The organism is Aeromonas sp. sif2433 (genome assembly GCF_019218705.1).
Classification (GTDB): Bacteria; Pseudomonadota; Gammaproteobacteria; order Enterobacterales; family Aeromonadaceae; genus Aeromonas; species Aeromonas encheleia.
The window spans coordinates 1-26689 of record NZ_JAHUXD010000017.1 but is presented as its reverse complement, the minus strand read 5'-3'; the positions used below and the strand labels follow the sequence as shown (position 1 = coordinate 26689).

Sequence of the window (26689 nt, the reverse complement as noted above, 5' to 3'; positions counted from 1 at the left end):
AGATAGCGCGCCTCCCAGCTGGTCAGTATCAAAGGACGCCTGTTTCGCTATGCTGCATGGGTGAAATCATGGAGGGATAAGCGATGACGACTTTGGTAATGGGCCCCCTGCTGGGGCTCGAATCGGACACACAATACAGCATCTGTTTTCTGGCGGGAGCGGACTGCAAGGCGGCTGACGTCAGAGTCAATGGCAAGCTGCTGGCCGCCAGCAAGCAGGCGGATACCCCCAAAGGCGGCTTCTGGCGAGCGCTCTGGTCGGCGCCCGCCAAGGCCAAGACCAGCACCATCGGCTACGAGATCCTGCTGGATGGGGTGCCCGCCCAGGATCTGGCCGGGGCTGAGCAGTGGCAGTTTCATCTGCCGGGCCTGAAAGATCAGGTGCTGATTGGCTATGCCTCCTGCAACGGTTTCTCCGACTTCAAGCTGCTCACCTCCACCCCCCAGCCCTACGCCATGTGGGACAAGCTTGCCGCCGAACACCAGGCGCATCCCTTCTCCCTGCTGCTGATGGGCGGGGATCAGGTCTATGCCGATTCCCTCTGGACCACGGTGCCGACCCTGAAGGCCTGGAACGAGCTGGACAGAACCGAGAAGGTCAAACGCAAGGCGACCCGCACCATGGAGGAGCAGCTCGACCGCTTCTATTGCGAGCTCTACTGCAAGCAGTGGGGCCGCCCCGAGGTGGCGCGCATGCTGGCCCGGGTGCCCAATGCCATGATGTGGGACGATCACGACATCTTCGATGGCTGGGGCAGCTACCCCGCCGACTTGCAGGGCTGCGAGGTCTATCAGGCCATCTATGCCGCCGCCGCCAAGTATTTCCGGCTGTTCCAGCTGCGCTCCGGCGCCAATGGATCCTTGCTGGATCCGGCGAACCTGAGTCACCACTCCTGGCGGCTGACCTTTAGGGGCTATCAGATCCTGGCGCTGGACAACAGGGCGACCCGCAGCCAGAGCCAGGTGATGAGCCGGGGGCAGTGGGATCAGGTCAACGGGGCGCTGGCCGCTTGCAGCGAGGGGCACCTGCTGGTGATGGCGGGGGTGCCGGTGGTCTATCGGGACTTCTCCTTCACCGAGGCGGCGCTGGATGCCACCCCCTGGGAGGAGGAGCTGACCGACGATCTCAAGGATCACTGGCGCGCCAAGGCGCACGAGGGGGAGCGGGCCCGCCTCATCATGCGACTGCTGGACAACGCCCAGCAGCGGCGCAAGGCCGACAAGGGGGCGTCCAGAACCCTGATCCTGTCGGGGGATGTGCACGTGGGTTGTCTCGGGGTGATCCAGGACAGGCGGGTGGGCAAGGGAGTGATGAATGTGCACCAGCTGGTCTCCTCCGGCATAGTGCATCCCTGCCCGACCCAGTTCCAGTGGATGGGGATCCTCGCCATGACCAACGACGAGCCCGAGTACCTCGACGAGAGCCGGCTGATCCGCACCGAGCTGATCAAGCCGTTTGGCGCCACCCTCTACCTGCGTACCCGCAACTTCGCCACCCTGCAGATGGGCAGCGATGACAAGCTGTGGGCCAACTGGCATTGCGAGAACGGGCTGGCGGCCAGCTACCCGCTGGCCTGAGGCGATTGAGCAAGAAAAGGGCCCATAGCGGGCCCTTTTTCGTGTCTGCTGCGTGCCGGACCGTGATGTCAGCCTGGCGTCAATCCGTTCGGGGGCGGCCCTGCTCCTGGACGAAGAAGTCGCGCCTGAACTGGCCAAGCACCTGCTCCCTGTGCTGCTGCCAGCGCTCGTCGTCCATGGCCCCCTGACTGGCCGCGAGCTGCTGTTCCAGCTCGGCCAGCTGCAGCTGATAGCGGCTGCGTTGATCCAGCTGCTGCTGGCGCGCCCCGGCGAAGGCCAGGCTGGCCTCGGCCCGCCCGGCGGGCAGGAAGTGGCGCGCCAGGGTTTCCAGCTCCTCGTCCCCCCACAGCTGACGCGCCTGCTGCAGGCGGGCATCCGGGTTGAACAGATCCGCCGCCAGATCCGGGTATTGCGCCGCCCACTCGTCCTGCAGCCGGGTCAGGGCGGCCAGTCGCTCGGCCAGGCTCAGCTGTTCGCCATCGCTGGCCAGCTGCGCCAGCACCTCGGCGTAGCGCCCCTGCAACAGGGTCAGGCTCTCCCCCTCGCTCAGCCACTGCGACTCCACGCCGGCCAGATTGGCCAACCGCTCGGCCAGTGGCTGGTCGCTGTCGGCGATGTCGCCAGCGAGCTGCTGGCTCATCCCCTCCGGCATGGCGCGCCAGCTCTGGGGGGCCTTGGTGGCGCCAGTGGCCGCGGTGGCGGTGGCGTCATGTGCGGCGACCCCCGGCTGAACGGGCTGCGGCGGGCTGGCACTCGCCGGCGGCGTCCCTGCTTGGGAGGCTGCCGCCGCCGAGCCGGACTCATCCTGCCGGCCGAGCGTGAGCAGCAACAGCGAGAGGACCGCCAGGGCGAGGATCCCGTGGCGGCGTTTCATCGGGCTATCTCTCCCTTGACCGGGAAGTGATCGGAGAGGTTGCTGGCGGGCCAGAGGCTGCCATCGCTGCTGCGCGGGATCCAGACGCTGTTGAGGTTGTGGCTGGCGGCGCCGTATTCCCGGCTCACCAGCAGATAGTCCAGGTACTCGACGTTGGCACCGCCGGAGAGGGGCCCGCCGGCGTAGGGGTTGAGCCTGGGATCGAAGGTGGCCTCGGTGTAACCGCCATAGGCGGGGGCATGGGCGTTCAGATTGGCCAGCATGTTGGCGTAGTCGTCGGCAAACTTGCGCTTGTTGACGTTGAAGTCACCGCCGTAGATGACGGTGTCCGTGGCCGGGATCTGGAGGCTGGCGGCCAGGCTGCGGATCTGGCCGAACTGGATCTGGCGCAGCCGCCTCGCCTCGTCGGTGTCGAAGCTGGCGGTGTGGGTGGCGAACAGGTGCCAGGCCTTGCCGCCCTTGATCACCTCGGCGTACATCACCCCCTTGTCGGCGAAGCAGTCGGTGCCGGTGCACTGGGGATAGACCAGCTGGGCCTCGCGCACTATGGGGTAGCGGCTGACGATCACCACGCCGCCGTCGTGGATGTTGATCCCCGGCTTGTCGAGCACCTTGGTCTGGTAGGGATACTCCTTCGCCAGCGCCTGCAGGAAGCCCTCGCGCCGGCCATCGAACACCTCTTGCAGCAGCAGGGCGTCATAGCCCTTGAGATAGCCGGGCAGCAGGGTCAGCCGCTCGCCTATGCTGGCGGCGATCACCGGCAGGGCCCAAACGTTGTAGCTGGCCACCTTGAGCTTGTCTTCCGCCGGCTCCGGCTGTTCCTCTTGCCGGGCGGGCGTCAGCATATAGTGCAGATCGTCGTAACGGCCGGTGTACTTGGCGGCGAAGGCCAGCTCCTGCGGGCCTTGGGTGCGATGCAGGATGCGATCGCTCTGCCAGCCGGAGCTGGCGGTCGGCGTCTCACCGCCGTGCTGCAAGGTGGTGTTCCACCAGGTACCCTCCATCAGCTGGTTGAGGCGATAGGTGTCGCCGCCGGCGGTGGTGACACGGGTCTCGAACAGATAGTTTTTGCCCGCCTTCACCCCCTCGTAGCGATTGAAGCTGAGCACCATGGCGCTCTCCCAGGGGCCCAGCTCTGTCCTGTGCTGAGTCCACTGGCTGCCCGGTTGCAACTGGCCGCTGCCGCTCTGGCGGATCTCCAGCTGCAAGGGCTCGGGGCCGTTGTTGGTGAGGTAGACGTCGGTATCGGCCAGCGCCTGCAACGGCAGCTGGCAGGCCAGCAGCAGGGCGGAGTAACTCAGGGTCTTATGCATCATGAAGTCCTTTTGGTTGAGGCACGGTGGAAACTGACTGTTATGGCGGGCATAGAGGTCATTTCATTTACATTTTTGTTACAAGTAAATGAAAGGCCCCATATGGGTAGAGTGGGATCTGTGGGGGGAGTGAACGGTGCGGAGAGGGGCGGTGTGGTCGAGTCCGGCTGTTAGGGCAGTGAACGGTACAGGAGGAGCATGGACGCACCGTTGGGTGCCGACTCAGGCATTGGCTCGATGGTTAAAAGGGGGCGCCGGTGGGAGAGGGTTAGCCGCCGCTGTCGCGATGGAGGGAACTGGTCGCGGGCCGGGAACTCAGCGCACCTGGCTGAAGTCGTGGATCTCGCCGGCCCTCGGGTTGAAGCGGGGATCCCTGTCCTGATCGCGGGCGACCCAGGCCATGGCCTGGCAGAAGCTCTCCCGCTTGGCGAACTCCTCGCGCACCTGATCGATGGCACGCTCGGCCTTGCGCCGCTCCATCTTGCTGGCCTTGCGATCGCTGAACTGCTGTTGTTGGTCCAGCATCCATTCGGTGAAGGCCTGTCGACATTCGGCTTCATTGGCCGCCTGGACGGGCAGGGCGCCGCACAGGGCAAGCAGGAGGAGAACACGCATAGCGGATGGGGACGGGTGGCCGGCTGGAGTCAGAAGGGCGGCATTTTATGCCGAGAGCGGGGATCGGGACAATGCCGAAATGGGGCCAGTCGGGCTGGCCCCGTTCCGTATCAGTGCTTGATGAGGTAGAGCTGGCGGCTGTAGGCCACGTCTTCCGGGTTGTTGATGGGGTAGCCCTTGAGCCAGGGCTTGATCAGCCGGGCATTGGTGTACTGGTAGATGGGGGCGATCGGCGCCTCATCCAGCAATATGGCCTCGGCCTCATCGAACAGCCGGGCCCGCTCGCGCTCATCCTGACTCCTGGCCGCCAGGGCCAGCAGCTCGTCGTAGCGGGGGTTGGCGAAGCGGGCCATGTTGCCGCTGTGGTGGGAGCCCCACAGGCCGAGGAAGGCGGAGGGATCGTTGTAATCGGCCACCCAGGAGGAGCGGATCACCTCGAACTGGCCGCTCTGGCGGCTGTCGAGATAGGTCTTCCACTCCTGATTGGTGAGCTCGACCTGGGCCCCCAGCTTCTGCTTCCACAGGCTGGCGATGGCCAGTGCCATCTTCTTGTGGATCTCCGCCGTGTTGTAGAGCAGGGTCAGCTTGAGTGGCTTGGTCGGGCCGTAGCCCGCCTCTTTCAGCAAGGCCCTGGCCTTCTCGTCCAGCTCGCGCTGGCTGCTGCTGGAGAGCAGGTTGGCGGCGGGCTCAAAGCCCGCGGTCACGTCCGGGGTGAAGTGATAGGCCGGCTTCTCGCCGGTGCCCAGCACCTTGTTGGCGATCAGCCCCCGATCGATGCTGTAGGAGAGCGCCTTGCGCACCCGCACATCGTTCAGCGGTGCCTGCTGGGTGTTGAAGGCGTAGTAGTAGGTGCCGAGCTGCTCCGGGGTATAGACCTCCCCCGGGATCTGCTTCATCAGCTTCTGGTACAGCTCCTTGGGGAAGGATTCGGTGATCTGCAGATCGCCCGCCAGGTAGCGCTTGGTGGCGGCGCTCTCCTGGTTGATGGGCACGAAGGTAACCCTGGTCAGCACTGTGTGGGCGCGATCCCAGTAGTAGGGGTTCGGGGTCAGCTCCAGCTTCTCGTTCACCACCCGGTGACTCAGCACGAAGGCACCGTTGCCGACCAGCTTGCCCGGCTGGGTCCACTGGGTGCCATATTGCTCCATGCTGGCCCGATGCAGCGGCGACAGGCTGGGGTGGGTCAGCAGGCTCAGGAAGTAGGGCACCGGCTGGGAGAGCCTGACCCTCAGGGTGTGGTCGTCGAGCGCCTCCACCCCGAGCTCCTCGGGAGCCAACTTGCCCGCCACTATCTCGTCCACGTTGGTGAAGTGGGCCAGCTGGGCGAACCAGGCGAAGGTGGCGGCCTCTTTGGGATCCACCAGCTTGCGCCAGCCGTAGACGAAGTCGGCGGCCCGCACCGGATCCCCGTTGGACCAGCGCGCATCCGGCCGCAGATGGAACGTAAACAGCTGATTATCCTCGCTCTCCCAGCGCTCGGCGACCCCGGGCAGCACCTTGCCATCCGCCCTCTGAGTCAGCAGCCCCTCGTAGAGATCCCGCAGCACCTGCAGCTCGGGCAGCCCGACCAGTTTGAGCGGGCTCAGGCTGGTCGGCTCGTCCTTGAGATGACGCACGACCACCTGCTCAGCGGCGAGTTGGGTACCGGGGGGAACATCGGCGGCCTGGACACAGGCGGCGCCAAGCAGGGCCAGCAGGGGACTCCATCCTTTCATGGTTGATCCTTCAAATTGTGTGAAGCGGGGAGAAAACTCGGCGAGAAATGATCGCCGCCAGATGGGAAATTATGATATCCCCTTTGCTGGTCAGACCGCCAGCCTGAGTCCCCTGATATCCGGGGCCTCATGGCGCCTTATTTGTCCCCGCGCCGCGCGCGGGAAGAGGAGTGAACGATGAGAGCATGGATGTTGCTGGCTTGCCTACTGAGCCAGGGTGCCTGGGCGCTGGCGCCCTGCGAGCGCACCAGCCAGGTGGGCAGCTGGTGCGAGGTCAGTCTGGATCAGCTGCACCCGACCCAGGGCGGTGTGGGCCAGATCCAGGTTGACAGCACCCAGGCCGAGCTGGCCGACAAGAGTGCAGAGCAGCTCGACAAGTTGATGAAGAAGAAGGAGATCCCCGTCGTCATCGCCCCCGATGGCGGCTACTGGCTGGTGGACAGGCACCACCTGAGCAAGGCGCTGTGGCAGCAAGGGGTGAAGCGGGCGCGGGTCAAGGTGATCGCCCGGCTGCAGGACAAGGCCAGCTTCTGGAGCCAGATGCAGAATCACCACTGGGCCTGGCTGAAGGATGAGCAGGGCCAGCCGCTGACCCCGCAGCAGTTGCCGAGGCACATCGGCGAGCTGCCGGATTACCCCTACCGTACCCTGGCGGGCCTGCTGCAGGATGCGGGCTATTTCAGCAAGAAGGATCAGGTCTACTTCGTCGAGTTTGCCTGGGCCAGCTGGCTAGGCCAGCAGATGGACTGGCTGCCGGTCAATGCCGCCAACCTGGCGGATCGCCTCGCCCAGGCCAAGCGGCTGGCGTGCAATGACAAGGCCAAGGGCTTGCCGGGCTATCCCGGCAAGCAGTGCCGTCTCAACCCGCCGCGCAGTGGCAGCTAAAGCAGGGGCAAGAATGGGACTGATGCGGGGCGCCTGGCGCCCCGCATTTATTCTCCCTGGCTGACACCTTGCCAGCGGGCGGCAGCTTGTTCCAGCAGCGCCACCTCTCCTTGCTGGATCAGCGGCAGCAGGGCCTGCACCTGCTCATCCGGCCAATCCCACCAGGCCAGCGCCAGCAACCGGGTTATCTCGTCCTGCGGGAAGCGTTGGCGGATCACTCTGGCGGGGGAGCCGGCCACCACGCAATAGGGCGGCACATCCCGGGTGACCAGGCTGCGGGCGGCGATGATGGCGCCATCCCCTATGGTGACGCCCGGCATGATCATGGCTTCCATGCCGATCCAGACGTCATTGCCGATGCGGGTATCGCCGGCACGCCTATAGCTGCGTTGCAGGGCCTCCGGGGTGGCGAAGGGATAGGTGCTGATGAAGGCCGGGTTGTGGGTGTGGTTGCCACCCATGATGATCTTCACCCCGGCCGCTATCTGCACATAGTCGCCGAGATGGAGCCGGTCTATGTGCCAGATCGGCTCCCAGCCGGTGTCGGCCGAGCGGCTCCAGCGGTCACCGTGCAGGTAGCGCACGACTTCCTCTTCGAAGGGACCGTCCCAGGCTCCCGAGTAGTAGCTGTGTCGCCCCTTGAGGCAGATGTTGGGATTGGTCACCGTCAGATGCAGGTATTCGACCTGCGACCAGTGTTGGCAGATGGTCATTGCTGTGTTCCTCGTTGAATGGATCGGGATTGGATGCGCGAGTCGGCGCAGCTAATAGATCCAGACCTGCAGGCGGGGCACGCACAGGGTGGAGCAGCCCAGCGCCTGGGATGAACGGGGTTTTTGCATGAGGAAGGGGCTCCCGACAGAAGAGGCCAGATGGTAAGGGATGGGGAGGGCGATGCCAAGTCGATGGGGCAGAAGTGGTCAAAACCTGCACAAAGGGTCTGGTTGATATTTATTCTCAATTGGCCATGATACAGGCTCCACTCATGTCGGTAGAGGAGAGGAAGATGACGAATCACAACTGGCAGCGTTACATGCTGGAGGCGGAGAATGCCCTCGGCAAGGGGGCACTGGGGGCGGCCATCTGCCTCTATCAGCAGGCCCTTGGCGAGGTGTATGAGCTGGCGTCCGGCGATCTGGACGAACTGGCCAGCATGCGGGTCGCCACCTGTCACCGGCTGGCCGATTTCTGGCGCGCCATGGAAGAGCCCGCCTACGAGCTGCGCTACCTCAAGCTCGCCTCCGAGCTGGTCACCGCCCTGGTGCCGCAATGTCCCAACCGCGAGTGCGAGAGCCTGATCAGCGAGCTGGGCTGCTGTCGCGCCGCCCTGCTCTCCTTCCTCAAGCGCCACCCCAATCCCGAGATCGCGAGGCTGATCCAGCTGCAGGACAAGGTGCAGGGCTGCGAGCTGATCGGCCGCTTCCGCCTCAACTAGCGGCTGTGCGCCTGAGCTTGTGGGCGATGCGTTCCTGAGCCTCTTCCCCCTGCAGGGAGAGGGAGAAGGCGCGGGCCTCCAGATCGATGACGAAATGCACCGCCTGTTTGAGCTCCTGCCTGAGCAGGGCCTTGCTCTTCTGTAGCGCCTTCGGCGGCTTGGCCGCCAGCTTCAGCCCTTGTGCTCTGGCAAAGGGGAGCAGTTCATCCACCGCCAGCACCCGGTTGGCGAGGCCGAGGTGCAGCGCCTCCGCGGCATCGATAGCCTCCGCCAGCAGCAACAGCTCGGCCGCCTTCAGGTGGCCGATGGCCCGGGGCAGCAGCAGGCTGGAGGCAAACTCCGGCACCAGCCCCAGCTCGACGAACGGCAACTGCAAGCGGGCATTCTGTGCCAGATAGACCAGATCGCAGTGCAGCAGCAGGGTGGTGCCTATGCCGACCGCCGGGCCGGCGACGGCGGCGATGACAGGCTTGGGGAAATCCGCCAGGGTGTGCAGGAATTGCAGTATGGGATCGTCCGCTGCCAGAGCCGACTTGCCGACGAAGTCGGCGAGATCGTTGCCGGCGGTGAAGCAATCCTGCTGCCCCTGCAACAACAGCACATGGACCCGCTCGTCCAGCGCCGCCTGCTGCAGCGCCTGGGTGAGGGCCAGATACATCTCGGTGTTGAGGGCATTGCGCTTGTCCGGCCGGTTGAGGGTCAGGATGAGCAAGCCATCCTGCTGCTCGGCCAGAATTGTGAGGGCCATGTCTGAATCCTTGTTGTCGGGGGCTGTCAAAGCCCTCTCTTGAGGGTAAGCTTCGCTTCGTTTGACAACATCATAAAAGGATTTCAACCATGTTTAAACGTGCGTTCTACTCCATCCTGACCCTGTGTCTGGCGGCCCCCGCCCTGGCCAAGGTCGAGGCCGTCGATGGCTATGTCCGCCTGCTGCCCCCCGGCTCCCCGAACACCGCCGCCTTCATGGTGCTCAAGAATGATGGTGACCAGCCGGTGACCCTGACCGCCGTCTCCTCCCCCGAGGCCGCACGGGCCGAGCTGCACACCCATCTGCACGAAAACGGGGTGATGAAGATGCGCCAGGTCGATGGCATCCAGATCCCGGCCAAGGGCGAGGTCGCCCTCAAACCCGGCAGTTTCCACATCATGCTGTTCGAGGTGCGCGACCTCTCGCAGGCCGTCCCTGTCCCCCTGACCCTGACTCTGGACGATGGCCAGAGCCTCACTCTGAGCCTGCCGGTGAAGCCGGTTGAGCCGACGAAAGGCATGCAGCACTGACATTAATGGACGCGTGTTCAGCTTTTTACTCTAGGTATTCCCGAAACACTGGGTAAAATGATGGCCTTTCCAGTCCATTAGGGAGCGATATGATGAAAAAGACTTTGATTGCCGGCAGCATGCTGGCCCTGTTCAGCCATGCAGCCATGGCCGCCGATGACTGGCGTTTCGCGGTTGGCGCCGACATGTGGAACTCCCAGGGGAGCGGCCAGGTCAGCGGTGTCGATGCCGATGGCAGCTATGACGACAACTACAACTGGAGCGGCTACCTGCAACTGGAGCACGGCATCATCTTGCTGCCCAATGCCAAGCTCGAGATGACCGACTTCAGCACCAGCGGCGGCGCATTCAACAACGATCTGCTGGCCTATGATCTGAGCCTCTACTACCGCCTGATGAACAACGACATGTTCCAGCTCGATCTGGGTCTGACCGGTCGTCGTTACGATGGTGACTTCAACACCCAGCACTACTCCTATGACAAAGACGTGCTGATGGCCTACACCGGTGGTGAAGTGCGCATCCCGGGGACCGGCTTTGCCGCCTTCGGCGATCTGCGCATGCAGGATGGCGACAACTACGACTACCGTCTGGGTGGTTCCTACAAGTTTACCTCCCTGCCGCTCAAGATCCGTGCGGGCTGGCGTGAAGCCGAGATGGACTTCGACAAGGTCGATCAGAACATCGACGGCTGGTTCATCGGTGGTGAATTCACCTTCTGATCGGACGGAACATGATGATGGACTTCATCATCGGCATGTGACGAGGACAATATAATGGGCCACATCATAGTGACTGGCGCAGGCTCCGGCCTCGGACGCGCGCTGACAATCGGACTGGTTGAGCGCGGTCATCGGGTCTCCATGATGGGGCGCCGTTATCAGAAGCTGCAGGAGCAGGAGCGGCTGCTTGGCCGCGCGGTGGTCGGCATCGCCGCCGATCTGGCCCACCACGAAGAGGTGGAAATGGCGTTTTCCGCTGCTGTGGCCTGGGGTGGTTTGCCGGATCTGGTGATTCATTGTGCCGGCGTGGGCGAATTCGGCCCGGTCGGCGTCTACACCGCCGAGCAGGTGCGCCGGGTGGTGGAGAGCAATCTCATCTCCACCATACTGGTGGCCCAGCAGACGGTGCGCCTCATCGGCAGCAAGGGCGGCGTGCTCGCCAACGTGCTCTCCTCCGCGGCGCAGACCGGCAAGGCCAACGAGAGCCTCTATTGCGCCTCCAAATGGGGCATGCGAGGCTTCCTGGAGTCCTTGCGGGCCGAACTCAAGGGCTCTCCGCTGCGACTGGTGAACCTCTATCCGAGCGGGATCCGCAGCGAATTCTGGGATGGATCCTCCCATGTGGACTCGAGCAACTTCATGACGCCGGAAGACGCCGCCGCCTATATGTTGGATGCGTTGGAAGCCAGAAGCAGCTGCCATGTGACCGATCTCTTCATCGGTCGCAACGAGTAAGCCCCGCCTCGCCTTCCCGGCAGGCAGACAACAAAAAGCGCGCCATTGGCGCGCTTTTTTATTGCCGCATGGCGGCGGTATTAACGACCCGGCTTGCCCTTGAGCAGGGCGACGATGTCGTCGACCGCCACTTCCTGCTTCTCGCCGGAGCGGCGGCACTTGTACTCCACCACGCCGTTGTCCAGGCCGCGATCGCCGATGTTCTGGGGCATCGCCAGCGGGGCATGGGTAATATGCTGTGCAATTGGATGTGGGAATGATGGATATATTTTAAGGCCGACAATCCAATGTGTTAATTAAGGTTGGCATTATCAACATGTAAAAATAAATGTTTAGAGTGAAATGACAAAAGCACCGATTTTTATAATGCGTTATCGCTACTTACTACTCCAGTATTTAATGTTTAGAATATAATAAACGTATATCCAGTCCCATGCAGAATCATATTTAACTTCTGGTGGAGATTAGCTAATCGTACCTGAAGTTATCATTTTTTAGCCGCATATCCCTGCAGGAAGGACTGAACTGCATGCTTTGATTTTTTGCCAAGGGTTAGCAGCAATTCAAAATCAGGGTTGATAATGCCATGCCGGCACTCTAATTCCTTTAACAGGGCGAGCCACAGGTGCGCCGTCACCTCGGCATCCGCCAGTGCGCGGTGAAATACCCCGTCATTGGGTAAGCTCTGGTACTGTACCAAGGTAGCCAACTTATGGTTCGGCGCCTCGGGGAATAACCGTCTCGACAGCAGCAAGGAGCAGGCGAACTGCCCAGGATAGTGCGTCGAAAGTCGCTCTATTTCAGCATCCAGAAAGCGCTTGTCGAAGGAGGCATTATGGGCGACCAGATTATCATCACCGATAAACTCGACGAAGTCCGCCATCACCTCCCCGCAAGGTGGCGCCTGTTTCAGCATGGCATTGCTGATCCCGGTATATTGCTCAATAAAGCTGCTGACGTTAAAGCCAGGATTCATCAACGCCGAAAAACGTTCACTGATATGGCCGTTTTCAATCCGGACGGCGCCAATTTCGATCGCTCTATCACCTTGTCCTGGTGAGAGCCCGGTAGTCTCGAAATCGAGCACGACGACGGTATTGGCTAAGGCGCTGGACATAATCTCTCGGGCAATCTGGATAAAGAACGTCAGTCTAGGAAATCTGCTACTTCATGTACAGCGCAATATCGCGATACAACTGGAGCCTTGTGTTTGTGATGAGCAGCAGAGACAGGCAACATATAAAAAGCCCCGAGTGCAATTCACACTCGGGGCTTTTTTATCGAAAACGAAAAGCAGAGTTAGCAGGCGCTATTAGCGACCCAGCTTGCCCTTGAGCAGGGCGACGATGTCGGCGATCGCCACTTCCTGCTTCTCGCCGGAGCGGCGGCACTTGTACTCCACCACGCCGTTGTCCAGGCCGCGATCGCCGATGACGATGGCGTGCGGGATACCGATCAGCTCCATGTCGGCGAACATCACGCCCGGACGCTCCTTGCGGTCATCGAACAGCACGTCCACGCCGGCGGCCTTCAGCTCGGCGTAGAACTGCTGCGCCTGCTCGGCGACGCGCTCGGACTTGTGCATGTTCATCGGCACTATGGCCACTTCGAACGGGGCTATGGCCTCCGGCCAGATGATGCCGTACTGGTCGTTGTTCTGCTCGATGGCGGCGGCCACCAGGCGGGAGACCCCGATGCCGTAGCAACCCATCTCCATGGTGACGGACTTGCCGCCCTCGTTCAGCACGCTGGCCTTCATGGCCTCGGAGTACTTGGTACCCAGCTGGAAGATGTGGCCCACTTCGATGCCGCGCTTGAGCAGCAGCTTGCCCTGGCCGCAGGGGCTGGGGTCGCCTTCCACCACGTTGCGCAGATCGGCCACTTCATAAGTGGCGATGTCGCGATCCCAGTTGGCACCGGTCAGGTGGAAGCCGGTCTCGTTGGCGCCGCAGACAAAATCGGCAAGATGGGCGGCGCTGCGATCGGCGATGATGCGACCATTGAAGCCGACCGGGCCGATGGAGCCCGCATCACAGCCGGCGGCGGCCTTGATCTGCTCCTCGCTCGCGAAGGTCAGCGGGTTGGCGACACCTAGCAGCTTCTCGGCCTTGATCTCGTTCAGCTCGTGGTCGCCACGCAGCACCAGGGCGATGACCGCCTGCTGGCCGTGCTCGTCCGCCTCGGCCAGCACCAACAGGGTCTTGGCGATGGCGGTCGGCGCCACACTCAGGAACGCGGCCACTTCATCTATGGTGTGGACGGCCGGGGTGGCGACCTTGGTCAGGGCCTGGGTCGCGGCGGCGCGCACGCCGGCAGGTGCCAGCGCCTCGGCCATCTCGATGTTGGCGGCGTAATCGGAGCTGTCGGAGAAGGCAATCAAGTCTTCACCGCTCTCGGCCAGCACCTGGAACTCGTGGGAGCCGGTGCCCCCGATGGAGCCGGTATCGGCCTGCACCGGACGGAAGTTCAGGCCCATGCGGGTGAAGGCGGCGCAGTAGGCGGCATGCATCCGCTCGTAGGTCTCGATCAGCGAGGCCTTGTCGATGTGGAAGGAGTAGGCATCCTTCATCAGGAACTCGCGACCGCGCATCACGCCGAAGCGGGGACGCACCTCGTCGCGGAACTTGGTCTGGATCTGGTAGAGGTTCAGCGGCAGCTGCTTGTAGCTGTTCACCTCGTAGCGGATCAGCGAGGTGATCACCTCTTCGTGGGTCGGGCCCAGCACGAAGGGACGGTTGTGGCGGTCGGTCAGACGGCACAGCTCGGGGCCGTAATCGTCCCAGCGGCCGGACTCCTGCCACAGCTCGGCCGGTTGCACCACCGGCATGGAGACTTCGATGGCACCAGCATTGTTCATCTCTTCGCGAACAATGTTCTCGATCTTCTTCAGTACCCGCAGGCCGGACGGCAGCCAGGCATACATGCCGGAGGCCAGTTTGCGGATCATGCCGGCGCGCAGCATCAGCTGATGGCTGACGACTTCCGCGTCGGAGGGGGTTTCCTTGAGAGTGGAAAGCAGATATTGGCTGGTACGCATCGCGGTAGACCTTAGCTAGTTCGGGCGCTGGACCCTGGAAAATTTCAAGGGCCGGATTTTAACATGGGTCCATATCCTAACGCGATTTTCTATCTTCAATAAGTGACTAAATGCGGCCGGGTCGTCGTCATCCTGGCCTTATATGGCGGCCAGAGGCAGACACTGTCATCAGTATGCTGGATACTTATCCAGTAATTATTTAAGCTAGGCGCTACTTTATGGCTGGCTGTGTTGGTTGAGGAGAGATGTCGTGATTGGTCGCGTGAGAGGCATTGTGATTGAGAAGAATCCCCCCGAGGTGTTGCTCGAGGTGGGTGGCGTGGGCTATGAGGTACAGATGCCCATGAGCTGCTTCTATGATCTGCCCGAGCTCGGGAAGGAAGCGACCATTCACACCCATTTCGTGGTGCGGGAAGATGCCCAGCTGCTCTATGGCTTCAACCACAAGCAGGAGCGGGCGCTGTTTCGCGAGCTGATCAAGACCAATGGGGTCGGCCCCAAGCTGGCGCTGGCGATCCTGTCCGGCATGACCGCCACCCAGTTTGTGCTGAGCGTCGAGCGCGAGGAGATAAGCTCCCTGGTTAAATTGCCCGGCGTGGGCAAGAAGACCGCCGAACGGCTGGTGGTGGAGATGAAGGACCGCCTCAAGGGCTGGGTCAGCCACGATCTGTTCTCGCCCGCCACCATCAGTCTGCCCGCCCAGGAGAGCCAGCTGCGCGCCCCCGATGCGAGCGAAGAGGCCGCCAGCGCCCTGGTGGCACTCGGCTACAAGCCGCAGCAGGCGAGCCAGATTGTCAGCAAGGTGGCCAAGGAGGGGATGTCGGTTGAGTCGATCATCCGTGAATCCCTGCGTAGCCTGGTGTGAGGATGAACATGAATCAAGCGGCTCGCCCTGTCTCGATCTTCGGTGTGCGTGGGGTAATGCATGATTGAAGCGGATCGTCTTATCTCGGCCGGTGCCGCCCGCGAGGAGGAGGTCATCGATCGGGCCATCCGGCCCAAGAAGCTGGCCGATTACACCGGTCAGGATCCCGTCTGCGCCCAGATGGAGATCTTCATCGAGGCGGCGCGTCAGCGCGGGGAGGCGCTCGATCACCTGCTGATCTTCGGCCCGCCCGGCCTTGGCAAGACCACGCTCGCCAATATCGTGGCCAACGAGATGGGGGTCAACATCAAGACCACCTCGGGTCCGGTGCTGGAGAAGGCAGGGGATCTGGCGGCGCTGCTCACCAACCTCGAGCCCAACGACGTGCTGTTCATCGACGAGATCCACCGTCTCAGCCCGGTGGTGGAGGAGGTGCTCTATCCGGCCATGGAGGATTACCAGCTCGACATCATGATAGGGGAAGGGCCTGCCGCCCGCTCCATCAAGCTGGACTTGCCTCCCTTCACCCTGATCGGCGCCACCACCCGGGCCGGCTCGCTGACCAGCCCGCTGCGGGACAGATTCGGTATCGTCCAGCGGCTGGAGTTCTACAACGTCAAGGATCTCACCGACATAGTCGCGCGCAGCGCCCGTTGCCTCGGGCTCGAGATGTCGGGGGATGGGGCGTTGGAAGTGGCGCGCCGCTCCCGGGGTACGCCGCGGATTGCTAACCGTTTGTTGCGGCGGGTACGGGATTTCGCCCAGGTGAAATCCGATGGCCGGATTGATGGACCCATAGCGGCCCGTGCCATGGACATGCTGGACGTGGATAATCAGGGCTTCGACTTCATGGACCGCAAGTTATTGTTGGCTGTCATCGACAAGTTTATGGGGGGCCCGGTCGGCCTCGATAACCTGGCGGCCGCGATCGGCGAAGAGAAAGACACCATAGAAGATGTGCTTGAGCCTTATCTCATCCAGCAGGGCTACCTGCAGCGCACGCCCAGAGGGCGGCTGGCGACCCCGAGAGCCTATGCTCACTTCGGCCTGCAACGGCCCGATGAGGGATAAAAACAGCTGATTGAACAAAAAACCGCCTCCAGGGGCGGTTTTTTACTATTCTGACAAAAAAAAGCCCACCGCTGAGCAGGGTGGGCAAAGACAATTCAGGATGGATGTTCACAGACAGTGAGAGTGTCCAGAGACAGACCGGAAAAACACAAAGGAGCCGTCGCGAGGCTTCAGAGTCGGTTCATTTGATAGAGCTGAACGAACGAAAGCTTGTAGTAACGAATGGTCTTGGCAACAAACTTTTTCATCTTAAATTCCAACAAACAGGTTCGAGATGTTCATCGAATACATACCGGGAACCCAGAATGACCGGCCTGTACTCAGGGGCGTACCCTCACTGCGAGGCGCATTGTAGGAGCTCTTTCCGGGCCGGGCAAACAAGAAAATTTACCTGTTTCGGATTAGATAAAGTAATTGATATGGTAGCCGGTCCAATAAGCATAAACATGTGTTTTTGTTGGTTTTAAATTGGAATTGCCGCGGGTGGTTCAGATTGGGAAATACAGAATGAAATCGCCCCGCCACACTATTCTTTTAACAGAATTGAAACTAATATCGATTCATCTAAAATTGATTTAAATCAAACATTTACAGATAGGTGTTTTTTGTGAACAAGCTCTCAAAATTAACCTGCACCCGTTGGTAAGTTGCCTTGAAAAGGCATGTATTGATGATGGTTTTACATTGATTTCAATCAAATAAAGGTGATATAAAACGGCGGTCATTATAGGCGGGAATGGAATTACAGTTCTTGTTTATTAAATGTTAAACATTAGCTTTTTTTGTTCCTGTATATTGCCTTGTTGTTAATGTGGTGGCAGTCGAATCCGGTCACCGGTGTCAACCGGGATGTGACCGGCCATTCGGGGACTTCCAATGGAAGCTTTGTCCTTAAAACTTAAAATAGCCGTGCCAATAATCGGTGAGGAAACATCATGATTGCTGAGCATGTGGTAGACCTATCGCGGTTCCAATTTGCCGCGACGGCCCTTTATCACTTCCTGTTTGTACCCCTGACGCTGGGAATGGCCTTCATTCTGGCGATCATGGAGTCTGTCTATGTGATGACCAACAACTCTGTTTACCGGGACATGACCAAGTTCTGGGGCAAGTTGTTCGGGATCAACTTCGCCCTCGGGGTCACCACTGGGCTTACCATGGAGTTTCAGTTCGGTACCAACTGGGCTTACTACTCCCACTATGTCGGCGACATCTTCGGGGCCCCGCTGGCCATCGAAGGGCTGATGGCCTTCTTCCTGGAGTCCACCTTCGTCGGTATGTTCTTCTTCGGTTGGGATCGCCTCACCAAGCGCCAGCATCTGGCGGCCACCTGGTTGATGGCGCTGGGGACCAACCTCTCCGCCCTCTGGATCCTGGTCGCCAACGGCTGGATGCAGAACCCGGTCGGTGCCGAGTTCAACTTCGAGTCCATGCGGATGGAGATGGTGAGCTTCGCCGATCTGGTGTTCAACCCGGTTGCGCAGGTTAAGTTCGTCCACACTGTGGCGGCTGGCTACACCACGGGTGCCATGTTCGTGCTGGGTATCTCCTCCTATTACCTGCTGAAGAGTCGTGATGTGGCCTTCGCCCGTCGCTCCTTCGCCATCGCGGCCGCGTTCGGCATGGCCTCTATCCTGTCCGTGCTGATCCTGGGTGACGAGTCCGGTTACGAGACGGGTGAAGTGCAGAAGGTGAAACTGGCCGCCATCGAGGCGGAGTGGAACACCGAGCCGGCACCGGCTTCCTTTACCCTGTTCGGCATCCCGAATCAGGAAGAGATGCGCACCGATTACGCCATCAAGATCCCCTATGCCCTCGGCATCATCGCGACCCGTTCCCTGGACGGCCAGGTGACCGGTCTGAAGGATCTGAAGAGTGAGCATGAACTGCGCGTGCGCAACGGCATGGTGGCCTATGACCTGCTGACCAAGCTGCAATCCGGTGACAAGTCCGACGATACCCGCGCCCGTTTCGACGAGGTGAAGCAGGATCTGGGCTACGGTCTGCTGCTCAAGCGTTACACCAGCAACGTGACCGACGCGACCGACGAGCAGATCAAGTCCGCCGTGGATGACTCCATCCCGCAGGTGGCCCCGCTGTTCTTCGCCTTCCGCATCATGGTGGCGTGCGGCATGTTGATGCTGCTGCTGATCGGCCTGGCCTTCTATGACAGCACCCGCCACAAGATCGGTGAGCGCAAGTGGCTGCTCAAGGCGCTGCTGTGGGGTATTCCGCTGCCCTGGATCGCCATCGAGTGTGGCTGGTTCGTGGCGGAATATGGCCGTCAGCCCTGGACCATAGCCGAAGTGCTGCCGACCTCGGTCTCCGCATCCAACATTCCTGCGTCCGAGATCTGGTTCTCCCTGATCGGGATCTGCCTGTTCTACACGGTGCTGCTCATCATCGAGATGTACCTGATGTTCAAGTATGCGCGTCTGGGCCCCAGCAGTCTGAAAACGGGCAAGTACCACTTCGAACAGAGCAAGGCATAAGGAGAGGATCTCATGTTTGATTACGAATTATTGCGCTTGATCTGGTGGGTGCTGGTCGGTGTCCTGCTGATCGGGTTCGCCGTCACCGACGGTTTTGACATGGGGGTGGGCGCTCTGCTCCCCTTCGTCGGCAAGAAGGATGTTGAGCGTCGGGTGATGCTCAACACCATGGGCCCGCACTGGGAAGGTAACCAGGTCTGGCTGGTCACGGCGGGTGGGGCACTGTTCGCCGCCTGGCCCATGGTCTATGCGGCGGCCTTCTCAGGCTTCTACATCGCCATGATCCTGACCCTGATGGCGCTGTTCTTCCGTCCGGTCGGCTTCAAGTACCGCTCCCTGCAGGAAGGCGCCAAGTGGCGCAACAACTGGGACTGGGCACTGTTCATCGGTAGCGCCGTGCCGCCGATCATCTTCGGGGTCGCCTTCGGCAACCTGCTGCAGGGTGTGCCGTTCAGCTTCAACCAGTTCCTGATGCTGACTTACCATGGCAACTTCTTCGGCCTGCTCAACCCGTTCGGTCTGCTGACCGGCCTGGTCAGCCTGTTCATGATCGTGACCCAGGGCGCCGTCTGGCTGATGATGAAAACCGAGGGTGAGGTGCTGGCCCGTTCCCGCACCGCCGCCACTGTGTTCTCGCTGTTGACCCTGGTCACCTTCGCGCTGGCCGGTGTCTGGGTCAGTGGCATGGATGGCTATGTGGTGGTCAGCAACATGGCGACCGATGCCGTCACCAACCCCCTGCACAAGGAAGTGGTGGTGCAGGCCGGTGCCTGGATGCAGAACTACAACCTCTACCCCTGGATGATTGCCGCTCCCGTGCTGGGCCTGGTGATGAGCCTGCTGACCGCCGCCGCGGCCAAGCTGGGTAAAGGCTGGCTGGCATTCCTGTGCTCTTCCCTGGCCATCGCGGGCATCATCTTGACGGCGGGCTTCTCCATGTTCCCGTTCATCATGCCTTCCAGCCTGGAGCCATCCCAGAGCCTGACCATGTGGGATGCCACCGCCTCCTTCAACACCCTCAAGGTGATGACGGTCGTCGCGGCCATCTTTGTCCCGACCGTGCTGGCCTATACCATCTGGACCTACATCAAGATGTTTGGCCGGGTGAGTAACAAGCACATCGAAGACAACCAACAATCGCTCTACTAAGAAGGTGCCCTGATATGTGGTATTTCACCTGGATACTGGGTCTGTTGCTGGCTTGCGCGTTTGGGATCATCAATGCGCTCTGGCTGGAACACACCGAGAACCTGGATCGTCAGATCGATGAAAACAAGTGATCGCCTAGCCCGGTTGGCCGCTCCGCTGGAGCGCCAACCCTGGCAAGGAGTGATGCTGGTGGCGGCGACCCTGTTGGCCGTCGCCATCTTGCAGGCCCCCAACCTGATCGCCGCCAACACCAGCGAGCACGGCCTCTGGCTAGCGCCCTGGCTGATGTGGGCGGTCTGTTGCGGGGTGATGCACGGGCTGGGGTTCCACCCCCGCAGCCTGGTCGGTCGTCTGTTGTTTTGCCCCTGGCTCGCCCTGCCAAGTCTGTTGTACGGACTCTGGTTGACCAGCGGTTATTTCCTGCCATAACAAACGGGGGGAGGCGAGAATTGCTCTGTCTCCCTCTGTCTCCCTCTGTCTCCCTCTGTCTCCCCCTGCTTACCGACGTCATCGGTTGGCTGCTGTTTTGCTCCCTGGTTTGCCCTGCCAGCCCGTTGCGTGGGCTCCGGTTGACCATGAGCTATTCCCTGCCATAAAAAACGGGAGGAGGTGGGATTTCCCTGTCTCCCCCTGCTTCTTTCCTATTCAGCCCTGCGCTATGATAGCCCCCCATCTGACTGTCGAATGGATCACAGATTTTTATGGGGGAAGTCTCTGAGTTTCCGGTACGTGTCTACTACGAAGACACAGACGCCGGAGGCATCGTCTACAACGCCAACTATCTCAAGTTTATGGAACGGGCTCGTACCGAGTTCCTGCGCGCCGGCGGCATCGAACAGGATGTCCTGCTGCAAGAGGGGCTTGCCTTCGTGGTGAGTCGCACCGAGATCGATTTCCGCTCTGCGGCCCGCTTCAATGAACTACTGACCGTATTGACGCAAGTGACTGAAGTGAAACGCGCCTCCATGCGCTTTTCACAACGGATCCTGGCGGCTGATGGACGACTGATCACCCAGGCCATGGTACAGATAGCCTGTGTCAGTCATCCGCATATGAAACCTGTTGCAATACCTGAAAATGTGAAGGGAGTGCTGTTAAGTGCACGCTGAAATTTCGTTTATTGGCCTGTTTTGGCAAGCCAGCCTGTTGGTAAAACTGGTCATGATGACCCTGATGGGTATGTCGGTCGTCTCCTGGGCGCTGATCTTCCAACGCTCCAAGGTCATCAAGGCGGCCAATCTCGCATCGGAGCAGTTTGAGGACAGATTCTGGTCCGGGGTCGACCTCAACCGTCTCTACCAGGAGTCCTCTTCCCGCCGCGATGACATCGAAGGCATGGAAGACATCTTCTATTCCGGCTTCAAGGAGTATGCCCGTCTGCTCAAGGCCGGTGCCCGTGGCCAGGATGCGGTGATGGACGGTACTTATCGTGCCATGAGGGTCTCTCTGTCCCGCGCGGTGGACGAGCTGGAATCCAACCTGCCGGTGCTGGCGACCGTCGGCTCCATCAGCCCTTACATAGGTCTGTTTGGTACCGTATGGGGCATCATGAACGCCTTTATCGCCCTGGGTCAGGTGCAGCAGGCCACCCTGCAGATGGTGGCTCCGGGTATCGCGGAGGCGCTGATCGCCACCGCCATGGGCCTGTTCGCGGCCATCCCTGCGGTCATCTTCTACAACAGGTTCACCAACAAGGTAGAGAAGCTGGAGAACGCTTACGCCAACTTCATGGACGAGTTCACTACCATTTTGAACCGCCAGATTGCTCAACAGCAGGGTGAGAAGTAAATGCAAACCTATCAGCGGATCCGGCGCAAGAAGGTGTGCGAGATCAACGTGGTGCCCTATATCGACGTCATGCTGGTGCTGCTCATCATCTTCATGGCGGTGACGCCGGTGATCACCCAGGGGGTCAAGGTTGACCTGCCCCAGGCGGAATCCGAGCAATTGCCGGAAGATGCCAAGCCCCCCTTCATCGTCAGCGTGAACACCGAGGGGGAGTACGTCATCAAGGCCGGCGAGGCGGATGACGAGCCGGTACCGAGCGGCACCCCGGAGGCGATGCAGCAATACATCACCGAGAAGGCCATGGGCTATCTGGCCATCAACCAGAATGCCCCCGTGGTGGTGGCGGGTGACAAGTCCGTACGCTACGAAGAGGTGATCCTGTTGATGGTCGCGCTCAAGAAAGCCGGTGTGCCTCAGGTTGGCCTGATGACGGATCCGGTGAACTGACGGAGATGGATGTGAAGCGTGGTATTTCCGGTTATCTCATCGCGTCGGTGCTGCTGCATCTGATCATCGGCATCATCCTGTTGGTTGGTGTCGACTTCAGCAAGCCGAAGCGACCCGAGTCGAAGGGCCAGATCGTCAATGCGGTGATGCTGGACAGCGAGTTCCTGGAGCAACAGGCGCAGCAGATCCAGCAGCAGAAGAAGGCGCAACCCAAGGCTGCGCAGCAGCAGAAAGAGAAGGACAAGGAAGACGCCGAACAGGTCAAGCGTGAGCTGGCGCAAGAGCAGGAGCGACTGCGCATCGCCGAGACCAAGCGTAAGGAAGCCGAGGAGGCGACCCGCAAGGCGGAGACCGAGAAGCAGAAGAAGGTAGCCGAGCAGAAGCAGGCGGAGGAGCAGGCACAGAAAGCCGAGGAAACCCGTAAGCTGGACGCCCAGAAGACCAAGCAGGCCGAGGCCAAGCGCGAGCAAGAGGAATTGGCCAAGGCACTGGCGCTGAAGAAAAAGAAAGAAGAGCTGGAGAAGCAGCAGGCCGACGAGAAGGTGAAGGAAAAAGCCAAGGCGGATGCGGCCAAGAAGGCGGAGGCTGACAAGAAAGCCAAGGCCGAGGCGGAGAAGAAAACCAAGGCGGAAGCCGAGAAAAAGGCCAAGGCCGAGGCCGATAAAAAGGCTGCGGACGAAGCCGCCAAGAAGGCAAAAGCTGACGCAGAGAAGAAGGCGAAGGCGGAGGCCGACAAGAAGGCCAAGGTAGAGGCGGAGCGCAAGCGCAAGGCCGCCGAAGAGGCCAAGCTGCAGAAAGAGATGGAAGCCATGATGCAGCAGCAGCTGGAGGCTGAGGCCAATTCCCGCAGTCAGGCCGCCTCGGCGGCAGCCAAGGGTGAGGTCGACAAATATGCCGCTCTCATCAAGGCCACGGTCGAGCGCTACATGATTTTGGATCCCACCATGCGGGGCAAAACCTGTACTATCGGTGTCAAATTGGCCAGCAGCGGCTTCGTCATTTCGGTGGATAGCGGCCAGGGTGACCCGGCGGTCTGTCGCTCCGGCAAGGCGGCGGTGTTGAAAGCCAATCAGCTACCGGTGCCGAAGGATCCGGCGGCATTCGAGATGTTGAAGGAGTTTAACCTCAAGCTGGAGCCGAGCATCTAAGCGGACTAGCGCGGGGGCATTGAACGTGGTTGGCAGCATCTTGCTGATAAAGGAACTTACCTCTCATTTTTATTGGAATAGAGTACTAAAGCCATGATAAGAAAAGTATTTTTTGCTTTGGTTGGCTGCCTTCTGCTGGGCCAGAGCGCTCAGGCGGCCTTGGACATCGTCATCACCGGCGGGATTGACAGCGCACGCCCCATCGCGATTGCGCCCTTCAAATGGGAAGGCAATGGCCAGCTGCCGCAGGACATCGCCGAGGTGGTCTCCAACGATCTGATGCGCAGTGGCAAGTTCAAGCCGCTGGCCCGTGGTCAGATGCCGCAGACCCCGAGCAGTAGTAGCGAGATCAACTTCGCCCCCTGGGCCTCCCAGGGTGTCGAGGCCGTGGTGGTCGGTACCGTCTCGGCCGTGGGCGATGGCACCTACAAGATCAACTTCGAGCTGGTTGACGTGCTGAAGGGCCAGCTGGCCAAGACCCAGGGCGGGGAAGCCAACGGCTACATCCTCGATAGCCGCATGGCGACTATCCCGGGTGCCCAGATGCGCCAGTTTGCCCACCGTATCTCCGACATCGTCTATGAGCGTCTGACCGGCGAGCGTGGTGCCTTCCTGACGCGTCTGGCCTATGTCTCCGTCCAGCAAGGGACCCAGTTCCCGTATCAGCTGCGGATCTCCGACTACGACGGCTACAACGAGAAGACCCTGCTGCGCTCCCGCGAGCCGCTGATGTCGCCGGCCTGGTCGCCGGATGGCAGTAAGCTGGCCTATGTCAGCTTCGAGAACCAGAAATCCGAGATCTACGTGCAGGACATCTATACCCAGCAGCGCAGCCTGATCAGCAGCTTCCGCGGTATCAATGGCGCGCCGGAATGGTCACCAGATGGTCGTCGATTGGCTATTGTTTTGTCCAAAGATGGGCAGCCTGATCTCTATGTCATTGATGTGGCAAGCAAGCAACTCACTCGAGTCACAAATAACCGCACCATAGATACCGAACCCTCCTGGTTGCCGGATGGCCAAACTTTGATGTTCACCTCTGAACGTGGTGGCAAACCCCAGATTTATAGCGTAAATTTGGCGACTGGCGTCACTCGCCGGATGACCTGGGAAGGGGATTCCAACCAGGGGGCATCCATCACGCCGGACGGCAAGTCCATGGTGATGGTGACCCGGGTTCAGGGACAATATCGCATCGCTCGTCAAGATATGGAAAGCGGAGCCATGTTGGTACTGACTCAGAGTGCTCTGGATGAGTCGCCTAGTGTGGCTCCCAATGGCAGCATGATTATCTATGCCACCATCTATCAGGGTCGCAAGAGCCTGGCTTTGGTATCGACCGATGGTCGTTTCAAGGCAGTGCTCCCGACCAGTAGCGGTGAAATTCGTGCACCAGCTTGGTCGCCCTTCTTGAATTGATAAAAAAAATCGATTGTTTTTTGTTTTGTTATAAAGGTTTAAGGAAATAGCATGCAACTCAATAAACTGCTCAAGGGTCTGGCCATCGCACTGCCACTGTTCACCCTGGCTGCCTGTAGTTCTTCTTCCGACTCCGACGCCGCTGGCGCCGAGTCTGGCATGACCGACGGCATGGGCGGTGTACAAACCGGTGGCGCCAACGGCATGTTGTCCCCGGAAGAGCAGATGCGTCAGAAGTTCGAAGCTCTGCAGCGCGACAACGTGATCTACTTCCCGTACGATGGTTACGACATTCAGGGTCAGTACGCCGACCTGCTGGATGCCCACGCCAGCTACCTGCGTGAGCGTCCGTCCGTCAAGGTGTTGATCGAAGGCCACGCCGATGAGCGCGGTACTCCGGAATACAACATCGCTCTGGGCGAGCGTCGTGCCAAGGCCGTTGCCAAGTATCTGCAAACCCTGGGTGTGCAGGCTGAGCAGCTCTCCATCGTCAGCTATGGCGAAGAGAAGCCGCTGGACATGTCTCATACCGAGGATGCCTTTGCCAAAAACCGCCGTGCGGTTCTGGTTTACTAAGGTTTGATCCGAATGAAATTCGTGTTTAAGCAAGCGGCCATTTCGATGGCCGTTTTATTTGCACTGAACGCTCAGGCGGCTGCGCCGGTGAGCGACCTCAGTGGCGATAGCGGCGGTGTGGTCCTCAGCGGCAACAACGGCGCCATCGTGCCCACGGGCAGCCTGGAAGACCGAGTTGCCTTGCTGGAGCGCACCCTCAATGCCCGTCTGCGTCTGCAGGCCGAGCTGCAACAGCAAGTCGACTCGCTGCAAGGGGAAGTCTCCGAACTGCGTGGTCAGCTGGAGCAGCAAACCTATCAGATGGAGCAGTCGCAAGAGCGTCAGCGCCAGCTGTATCAGGAGCTCGACAAGGTGGCCAACAGCCAGCCTGCCGCTGCGTCTGCAGCCTCCGCTGCTGCCGCCCCGGCTCCCGCAGCTGCGGCCAACTACTCGACCAATCAGGACGAGAACCAGGCCTACGATGCTGCCGTGAACATGGTGCTCAAGGAGAAGAACTACGACAAGGCCATTCCCGCCTTCGAAGGGTTCATCAAGCAGTACCCGAGCTCCAGCTACGTGCCCAATGCCCATTACTGGCTCGGCCAGCTGATGTTCAACAAGGGTGACAGGAGTGGCGCCGCTGCCCAGTTCTCCACGGTGGCGAACAAGTACAGCAAGTCGCCAAAGCGGGCCGATGCTCTGCTGAAACTCGGCATGCTGGCACAGCTCGATGGCAAGAAAGCGGAAGCCAAGACCTTCTATGAACAGGTGATCAAGGGTTACCCCAACACCTCGCCGGCCCAGCTGGCCAAGCAGAGCCTGAGCAAGTTGTAGTATTGCTGTAGGTCACTGTTTTCGTAACAGTCTTGTAAATACGACGCCGCTTTGTATGCGCAGTGAACAAACAGATTTAATTTAAGAATTTTCTATTGCGCCAGGATGATAAATCCGTAATATAGGCCGCCGTCAGAGCCGGTGCAGTAATGCAGTCGGACCTGGTCGTGGTGAGGGTCGTTAGCTCAGTCGGTAGAGCAGTTGACTTTTAATCAATTGGTCGCTGGTTCGAATCCAGCACGACCCACCATTTCTTCACTCAGGGTGAAGACAGAATTCCCAGGTCGTTTAGCTCAGCTGGGAGAGCACCTCCCTTACAAGGAGGGGGTCACTGGTTCGAGCCCAGTAACGACCACCAGTTTTGTGAGTAAAGCGTTAGAGCTGTTTGCCGAAGGTGAGCAGTGTCAGGTGAAGGTGGGGGTCGTTAGCTCAGTTGGTAGAGCAGTTGACTCTTAATCAATTGGTCGCTGGTTCGAACCCAGCACGACCCACCAATCTGGCAACACAGAATCCCAGGTCGTTTAGCTCAGCTGGGAGAGCACCTCCCTTACAAGGAGGGGGTCACTGGTTCGAGCCCAGTAACGACCACCAGTTTGTAAAAATGATATAGATGGGTCGTTAGCTCAGTCGGTAGAGCAGTTGACTTTTAATCAATTGGTCGCTGGTTCGAATCCAGCACGACCCACCATCATTTAGCCATATCCCAGGTCGTTTAGCTCAGCTGGGAGAGCACCT

At 60.3% G+C, this 26689-nt stretch carries 27 protein-coding genes, 5 tRNA genes and 1 pseudogene; 24 read left to right on the top strand and 9 right to left on the bottom strand.

Annotated features, from left to right (window positions below):
• Positions 1-83 precede the first annotated feature (83 nt).
• A complete protein-coding gene (locus KW825_RS19180) occupies positions 84-1577 on the top strand; it encodes an alkaline phosphatase D family protein (RefSeq protein WP_218330106.1) in 1494 nt (497 codons plus the stop codon).
• 79 nt (positions 1578-1656) lie between these two features.
• Here KW825_RS19180 and KW825_RS19175 read toward each other — a convergent pair whose 3' ends face one another.
• The 4 genes from KW825_RS19175 to KW825_RS19160 form a co-directional block, all read right to left on the bottom strand.
• Positions 1657-2451 carry a hypothetical protein gene (locus KW825_RS19175; RefSeq protein ID WP_218330105.1) on the bottom strand — a complete coding sequence of 265 codons (795 nt, stop codon included), beginning with the start codon at positions 2449-2451 and terminating at the stop codon, positions 1657-1659.
• Positions 2448-3764, bottom strand: a complete 1317-nt coding sequence (locus KW825_RS19170) for a sphingomyelin phosphodiesterase (RefSeq protein ID WP_218330104.1) — start codon at positions 3762-3764, stop codon at positions 2448-2450. Before KW825_RS19170 ends, KW825_RS19175 begins: the two co-directional genes overlap by 4 nt.
• A gap of 315 nt (positions 3765-4079) precedes the next feature.
• A complete protein-coding gene (locus KW825_RS19165) occupies positions 4080-4379 on the bottom strand; it encodes a hypothetical protein (RefSeq protein WP_042653355.1) in 300 nt (99 codons plus the stop codon).
• Positions 4380-4489: 110 nt separating this feature from the next.
• On the bottom strand, positions 4490-6094 hold the full coding sequence (locus KW825_RS19160) for an ABC transporter substrate-binding protein (protein WP_218330103.1): 1605 nt from the start codon (positions 6092-6094) through the stop codon (positions 4490-4492).
• 177 nt (positions 6095-6271) lie between these two features.
• Here KW825_RS19160 and KW825_RS19155 point away from each other — a divergent pair, with 177 nt between their 5' ends.
• Positions 6272-6979, top strand: coding sequence for a ParB-like protein (locus KW825_RS19155; protein WP_042653357.1), 708 nt, complete (start codon positions 6272-6274; stop codon positions 6977-6979).
• Positions 6980-7026: 47 nt separating this feature from the next.
• Here the strand turns inward: KW825_RS19155 and KW825_RS19150 are convergent, their stop codons facing one another.
• Complete coding sequence (locus KW825_RS19150) at positions 7027-7692, bottom strand: CatB-related O-acetyltransferase (protein WP_218330102.1); 666 nt, start codon at positions 7690-7692, stop codon at positions 7027-7029.
• 293 nt (positions 7693-7985) lie between these two features.
• Between KW825_RS19150 and KW825_RS19145 the strand changes: the two genes are divergently transcribed.
• A complete protein-coding gene (locus KW825_RS19145; RefSeq protein WP_218330101.1) occupies positions 7986-8414 on the top strand; it encodes a DUF2753 family protein in 429 nt (142 codons plus the stop codon).
• On the opposite strand, the gene KW825_RS19140 is transcribed toward KW825_RS19145, so the two are convergent.
• Positions 8407-9162, bottom strand: coding sequence for an enoyl-CoA hydratase-related protein (locus tag KW825_RS19140; RefSeq protein WP_218330100.1), 756 nt, complete (start codon positions 9160-9162; stop codon positions 8407-8409). The two genes, KW825_RS19145 and KW825_RS19140, sit on opposite strands and share 8 nt — an antisense overlap.
• A gap of 89 nt (positions 9163-9251) precedes the next feature.
• Between KW825_RS19140 and KW825_RS19135 the strand changes: the two genes are divergently transcribed.
• The 3 genes from KW825_RS19135 to KW825_RS19125 all read left to right on the top strand — a co-directional run bounded on the left by KW825_RS19135 (position 9252) and on the right by KW825_RS19125 (position 11149).
• On the top strand, positions 9252-9692 hold the full coding sequence (locus tag KW825_RS19135; protein WP_218330099.1) for a copper chaperone PCu(A)C: 441 nt from the start codon (positions 9252-9254) through the stop codon (positions 9690-9692).
• A gap of 92 nt (positions 9693-9784) precedes the next feature.
• On the top strand, positions 9785-10414 hold the full coding sequence (locus KW825_RS19130; protein ID WP_042653378.1) for a TIGR04219 family outer membrane beta-barrel protein: 630 nt from the start codon (positions 9785-9787) through the stop codon (positions 10412-10414).
• Positions 10415-10468: 54 nt separating this feature from the next.
• Positions 10469-11149, top strand: a complete 681-nt coding sequence (locus tag KW825_RS19125; protein ID WP_050718289.1) for an SDR family oxidoreductase — start codon at positions 10469-10471, stop codon at positions 11147-11149.
• 80 nt (positions 11150-11229) lie between these two features.
• Here the strand turns inward: KW825_RS19125 and KW825_RS20600 are convergent.
• The 3 genes and pseudogenes from KW825_RS20600 to KW825_RS19115 form a co-directional block, all read right to left on the bottom strand.
• Positions 11230-11349, bottom strand: a pseudogene (locus KW825_RS20600) (His/Gly/Thr/Pro-type tRNA ligase C-terminal domain-containing protein); the annotation flags it as partial.
• 287 nt (positions 11350-11636) lie between these two features.
• On the bottom strand, positions 11637-12266 hold the full coding sequence (locus KW825_RS19120; protein ID WP_042653363.1) for a PolC-type DNA polymerase III: 630 nt from the start codon (positions 12264-12266) through the stop codon (positions 11637-11639).
• 195 nt (positions 12267-12461) lie between these two features.
• The gene (locus KW825_RS19115) at positions 12462-14186 is read right to left on the bottom strand and encodes a proline--tRNA ligase (protein ID WP_218330098.1); all 1725 of its coding nucleotides are present in this window, start codon (positions 14184-14186) and stop codon (positions 12462-12464) included.
• Between the two features lie 250 nt (positions 14187-14436).
• Between KW825_RS19115 and ruvA the strand changes: the two genes are divergently transcribed.
• The 18 genes from ruvA (at position 14437) to KW825_RS19025 (ending at position 26642) form a co-directional block, all read left to right on the top strand.
• On the top strand, positions 14437-15051 hold the full coding sequence (gene ruvA / locus KW825_RS19110; RefSeq protein ID WP_042653365.1) for a Holliday junction branch migration protein RuvA: 615 nt from the start codon (positions 14437-14439) through the stop codon (positions 15049-15051).
• A 60-nt stretch (positions 15052-15111) separates the two neighbouring features.
• Positions 15112-16122: a Holliday junction branch migration DNA helicase RuvB gene (ruvB, locus tag KW825_RS19105; RefSeq protein WP_042653366.1), complete on the top strand. Its 1011-nt coding sequence runs from the start codon at positions 15112-15114 to the stop codon at positions 16120-16122.
• A gap of 935 nt (positions 16123-17057) precedes the next feature.
• Positions 17058-18614, top strand: a complete 1557-nt coding sequence (cydA, locus tag KW825_RS19100) for a cytochrome ubiquinol oxidase subunit I (RefSeq protein ID WP_042653367.1) — start codon at positions 17058-17060, stop codon at positions 18612-18614.
• A 12-nt stretch (positions 18615-18626) separates the two neighbouring features.
• Complete coding sequence (gene cydB, locus KW825_RS19095) at positions 18627-19763, top strand: cytochrome d ubiquinol oxidase subunit II (protein ID WP_218330097.1); 1137 nt, start codon at positions 18627-18629, stop codon at positions 19761-19763.
• A gap of 14 nt (positions 19764-19777) precedes the next feature.
• A complete protein-coding gene (cydX, locus tag KW825_RS19090) occupies positions 19778-19894 on the top strand; it encodes a cytochrome bd-I oxidase subunit CydX (protein WP_033130708.1) in 117 nt (38 codons plus the stop codon).
• The gene (locus KW825_RS19085; protein ID WP_242377457.1) at positions 19881-20192 is read left to right on the top strand and encodes a cyd operon YbgE family protein; all 312 of its coding nucleotides are present in this window, start codon (positions 19881-19883) and stop codon (positions 20190-20192) included. The genes cydX and KW825_RS19085 overlap by 14 nt, the downstream gene beginning before the upstream one ends.
• Before the next feature lie 272 nt (positions 20193-20464).
• A complete protein-coding gene (gene ybgC / locus KW825_RS19080) occupies positions 20465-20872 on the top strand; it encodes a tol-pal system-associated acyl-CoA thioesterase (RefSeq protein ID WP_218330096.1) in 408 nt (135 codons plus the stop codon).
• A 1-nt stretch (position 20873) separates the two neighbouring features.
• Complete coding sequence (tolQ, locus tag KW825_RS19075; protein ID WP_218292470.1) at positions 20874-21551, top strand: protein TolQ; 678 nt, start codon at positions 20874-20876, stop codon at positions 21549-21551.
• Positions 21552-21998 (top strand): protein TolR, encoded by a 447-nt coding sequence (gene tolR, locus KW825_RS19070; protein WP_218292420.1) that lies wholly within the window; start codon positions 21552-21554, stop codon positions 21996-21998.
• Between the two features lie 5 nt (positions 21999-22003).
• Positions 22004-23146, top strand: a complete 1143-nt coding sequence (gene tolA / locus KW825_RS19065; RefSeq protein ID WP_042653373.1) for a cell envelope integrity protein TolA — start codon at positions 22004-22006, stop codon at positions 23144-23146.
• A gap of 93 nt (positions 23147-23239) precedes the next feature.
• Entirely contained in the window at positions 23240-24565 is a 1326-nt protein-coding gene (gene tolB / locus KW825_RS19060) for a Tol-Pal system beta propeller repeat protein TolB (protein ID WP_218330095.1), read from the top strand.
• Between the two features lie 51 nt (positions 24566-24616).
• Complete coding sequence (pal, locus tag KW825_RS19055; protein WP_042013644.1) at positions 24617-25141, top strand: peptidoglycan-associated lipoprotein Pal; 525 nt, start codon at positions 24617-24619, stop codon at positions 25139-25141.
• A 12-nt stretch (positions 25142-25153) separates the two neighbouring features.
• Positions 25154-25954 (top strand): tol-pal system protein YbgF, encoded by an 801-nt coding sequence (gene ybgF, locus KW825_RS19050; RefSeq protein ID WP_042653375.1) that lies wholly within the window; start codon positions 25154-25156, stop codon positions 25952-25954.
• Positions 25955-26128: 174 nt separating this feature from the next.
• Positions 26129-26204 (top strand) — tRNA-Lys (locus KW825_RS19045).
• Positions 26205-26236: 32 nt separating this feature from the next.
• A tRNA-Val gene (locus KW825_RS19040) sits at positions 26237-26312 on the top strand.
• Between the two features lie 60 nt (positions 26313-26372).
• Positions 26373-26448: transfer RNA gene (locus KW825_RS19035), tRNA-Lys, on the top strand.
• Positions 26449-26469: 21 nt separating this feature from the next.
• Positions 26470-26545 (top strand) — tRNA-Val (locus tag KW825_RS19030).
• A gap of 21 nt (positions 26546-26566) precedes the next feature.
• Positions 26567-26642 (top strand) — tRNA-Lys (locus KW825_RS19025).
• Positions 26643-26689 lie beyond the last annotated feature (47 nt).